Genomic DNA, 4,095 nt, shown 5'->3' on the forward strand with positions numbered 1-4,095 from the left:
TCCTGCACGGGCCAAGATCAGCAGCCGGGCATCGGACGCCTCCGCGCAGGCGATGGACGCCACGGCAAACGCCGCAACACCCAGCAGGAAGACATGCCGACGACCATAGCGATCGCCCGCCGAGCCGCCCATCAGCACGAGTGCGCCCAGCAACAGCAGATAGGCGTTGACGATCCATTGGGCCTCGGCTGGGCTGGCGTTCAGGCTCTGCTGGATGCCCGGCAGCGCGACGTTGACCACCGATCCGTCGATGAAGGCCAGGCTTGAGCCAAGGATCGCAGCCAACAGGACCATGTGCTTGTTCGGCAGGACGCGCGGTCCGGTGCCGGTAGCTGGCCCCGCGGCCACCGGCGACGGTGCGGTCATGGTCGGCGGGCGCTTCAAGATCTCTGCCTCTCCACGGACGGCCTTGCGACATGCTTTGGTCGGCGGCGGCAGATAGTGCCACGAGCGACGCTGCGGCTAGCCATGCCGGCAACAGAGCCAGCACCGTGCCCCGGATGCCTACGATGCTCTCGGGATGCATCACCCGCAAGGCAGGTCCATCTTGCACGGCCAGCCCACCATGATCCCGCTGCCCGCGCCGCTAGGCCCTGGCCTGTTCCACGAAACGAGAACATCATCTGCGGCGCCGGCCTCGCGAGCATCCGCTTCCGTGGCCTCCAGGAGTGGGACTGCCTCCACAGGGTCTGCCAGATCTGCTGTCGTGGCAGTCTGGCGAGCACACGGAACTCCTTTCAGCCGTTCGAGGGTGGGAAGACGCTGGCCAAGCTGACGTTGCACCTGCACGGCAAGTGCGGGCTCATGAGCACGATCGGGATGTTGAGATTGCTAAGCTAGACGCTCCAGCCGGAGAGTAGGGAAGCCTCGGTAGTGTCGCTCATCCGGACCTACTCGCTCCGCTTCAGCATGCTGCAGTAGGCTGTAGCATCTCCACCACCCTCGACATAACAGACCTCCATCTCGCTTGGGCTGATGAGCGTGGCCATGACGTTGCCGTCGTCGTTCGAGATCAGAATGTTCTTGCCATCGGCCTGGACGACACCGACGAAGTCCTCCTCGCCGCCTTCGTACTGCACGTGCCCCTTGAATACTGGCCCACGTTGCTCAGTGATCTGGAGGTTAGCCGACCGAGCCGCCTCCCATCCTTCATCCTCACTGACCGAGGGGCCCGAGCCACTCCATGTTCCCGTCAGCTCCGGCGCATCGGCTGCATGAGCTGTCGCACCAGCTAACATGGCTGCGCCAACGATGAGGGCGATCCTGTGCATCATGCGTCGTCCCGTTAGGAGCTCCCTGATCTCACAGCCGTAGCGTGTACACATGATCGTGTCACGGCGACTTGTTCTTGTGGATCTGCTTTTCACCCGCCTTTCCCAGCGCACGTACAAGATGATGGCGACGGCAGCTGAAGGACCAGGCATCACCGCTCAGACGTTCATCCGGCTGCCGGATCGAACCGGCCGAAGCCGGCAAGGACCTGCACCTCGATGAACTCAAGTGGCCCGCTGGCCTTGGCCAGCCGAGGCGGGTTGCGGCCAGGACAGCCGCTGTCTGGTGGCTGCCGCATCTACAAGACGCCACTGCCAGCGGTGTCGCAAGCGCGGGCTCATGAACACGTTTGAGGTGATGAACTAGTCGCAGCGACAGTGCCAGCAATCGAGCCTGAACGACGATATCTGGTGGAACGCCGCCCCTGAAGCGAACTTAGCGCAACGTGGAACCGAGCGCCGGTGCAGGAGGCCCATGCTTATCCTGATCGTCGAGGACGAACCTCTGGTGGCCGCGGTGCTGGAATGGACACTGAAGCAAAGTGGACATGAGGTGCTTGGCCCGGCGGACAGTGTTTCAGCAGCCATAGCACTCTGTGGGGAGAGCCGGCCGGACTTCGCATTGATCGACCTCAATCTTCGCGAAGGCGGCGACGGCGTGAATGTCGCCCACTACCTGGGCAAGCGGTATCGAACACCATGCATCTTCATGACGCCCCACCTGGTGCATGCGCGCGCACACCGGCAGCTGGCATGGGGCGTGGTGCGTAAACCTTACGACATCGGGAATGTGCCTGGGATCCTGAGCTGCGTCATGGCGCTGAAGGACGGACGGGAACCAGCCGTGTTGCCGGCCGATATCGAGATCTTCGGGCGGCCGCACATGGAGCGTCAGGTCGTCGACCGCCTGACATGACCAACCGCAGCCCGGCGTTGCTCAGCAGGCAGGGAGCTGGCGTCACGGCTTCGTTTGATGAAGAGCCACAGATCAGATGATGATCTCAGCACCATCCTGCGACCAGCGGGTGTGGAACGACCCTTCCTTGTCGATCCGGCGATAGGTATGCGCACCAAAATAATCCCGCAGGCCCTGCAGGAGGTTGGCGGGCCCGCGCTCACGGCGCAGGCCGTCGAAATAAGCGAGGGACGAGGCAAAGGCTGGAACGGCGACCCCCTTCTGTACGGCCAGCACCACCACCTCGCGCCATGCTTTCTCAGCCTTGAGCACGGCGTCGCGGAAGTAGGGTTGCAGCAGCAGGCTGGGTGCATCGGGATGAGCCTCGTAGCCTTCACGGATCCGATCGAGGAACGCTGCCCGGATGATGCAGCCGCCGCGCCAGATCGTGGCGATCATCCCCAGGTCGAGGTCCCACTGATACTCCTTCGAAGCCACCTCGAGCTGTTCGAAGCCCTGGGCATAGGCGATGATCTTCGACGCGTAGAGCGCATCACGGATCATCATGATCTCATGGGGGCCCGCTTGGGCGGCAGCTGCCGGGGCATGCCCGAACGCCTTGGCCGCGGCGGCTCGCTGTGCGGGACGTCCTGACAAGGCACGGGCATAGACTGCCTCGGTGATCGCGGTGATCGGCACACCAAGGTCGAGCGCTGACTGCGCGGTCCAGCGTCCGGTGCCCTTCTGCTCGGCCTCGTCGCGGATCACATCGACGAGCGCGCTGCCCGTCGAGATGTCCTGCTTGGCGAGCACCGTCGCAGTGATCTCGATCAGGTAAGAATCCAGATCTCCGGCCTTCCACTCGGCGAAGACCTTGCTGATCTCCTGTGCCTTCATGCCATAGACCGTACGCATCAGGTCGTAGGCTTCGGCGATCAGCTGCATGTCGGCATATTCGATGCCGTTATGGACCATCTTCACGTAATGACCGGCCCCGTCAGGGCCGATATAGGCACAGCATGGCGTACCATCGACCGAGACCGCCATCCTGGTGACCATCGGGGCGATCCGCTCCCAGGCCGGCTTGGCACCACCGGGCATCATCGAGGGACCTTCGAGCGCTCCCTCCTCGCCACCGGAGATCCCCATGCCCACGAACAGGAGCTTGCGCTCCGCCAGCGCCCGCTCCCGGCGTCGGGTGTCCGAGAACAGCGCATTGCCGCCGTCGATGATGATGTCCCCCTCGTCCAGGTGCGGCACGAGCTCGGCGATCACGTCGTCGGTAGGCTTGCCGGCCTTGACCATGATGATGATCGCCCGCGGCTTGGACAGCGACGCGACGAACTCCTCGATGGAGTGGCTCCCGATGAAGCCACCTTCCTGGCCATGCTGAGTGAGAAGCTGGTCGGTCCTCTCGTTGGTCCGGTTGTGCAGGGCGACACGAAGGCCCTTGCGGGCAGCGTTGCGGGCGAGGTTTGCCCCCATCACCGCCAGGCCCGTCACCCCAAGATCGGCAAGCTGCGGCATGTCACTGTTCCTGTTCAGGGTCCCTCGGATTGAGCACGCACAAAGGTAACGTACACCAACCTGGTGTCGACGTCGCCGTTGTTGATCGTGCAGTGCCAGGATCGCGCGTCGGGGATCATCTTGACGCTTGAGGCTCCGTTCTCGCGCCGTCATAGGTTCTGTCGAACAGGGTCTACCACCGGAGCCCCTCGAGATAGGGCGAGTGGGAGATCTTGATGACCGTCTCCTCGGCCGCTGTCAGGCCAGCGTGTCGACTGAGGTCGGATCTGGCTCAATCATCGACCGCTTCCAGATCCAGGACCTCCGGTGCCCAGTCCTCCGGGCTCAGGCGCTCCCGCTCACCCGGCAGGAACAGTCCGTACCGGTCGAGATAATGAGCCTGAGCCTCGAAGACGGGCGGAT

The 4,095-nt window shown here is 63.5% G+C and carries 4 protein-coding genes; 1 reads left to right on the forward strand and 3 read right to left on the reverse strand.

What is annotated here, in order from left to right; genetic code table 11:
- Positions 1-294: MFS transporter (locus tag VHL31_RS13015; protein ID WP_349262430.1), on the reverse strand; the 294-nt coding region annotated here is incomplete at its 3' end.
- Between the two features lie 596 nt (positions 295-890).
- A complete protein-coding gene (locus VHL31_RS13020; RefSeq protein ID WP_329661649.1) occupies positions 891-1,274 on the reverse strand; it encodes a hypothetical protein in 384 nt (127 codons plus the stop codon).
- Positions 1,275-1,746: 472 nt separating this feature from the next.
- On the opposite strand from VHL31_RS13020, the gene VHL31_RS13025 reads away from it, so the two are divergent.
- Positions 1,747-2,187: a response regulator gene (locus VHL31_RS13025; RefSeq protein ID WP_329661650.1), complete on the forward strand. Its 441-nt coding sequence runs from the start codon at positions 1,747-1,749 to the stop codon at positions 2,185-2,187.
- A gap of 72 nt (positions 2,188-2,259) precedes the next feature.
- Here the strand turns inward: VHL31_RS13025 and gndA are convergent, their stop codons facing one another.
- Positions 2,260-3,693, reverse strand: a complete 1,434-nt coding sequence (gene gndA, locus VHL31_RS13030) for an NADP-dependent phosphogluconate dehydrogenase (RefSeq protein ID WP_329661651.1) — start codon at positions 3,691-3,693, stop codon at positions 2,260-2,262.
- Positions 3,694-4,095: the final 402 nt, after the last annotated feature.

Origin of the sequence: Geminicoccus sp. (assembly GCF_036263595.1) — a bacterium.
Classification (GTDB): domain Bacteria; phylum Pseudomonadota; class Alphaproteobacteria; order Geminicoccales; family Geminicoccaceae; genus Geminicoccus.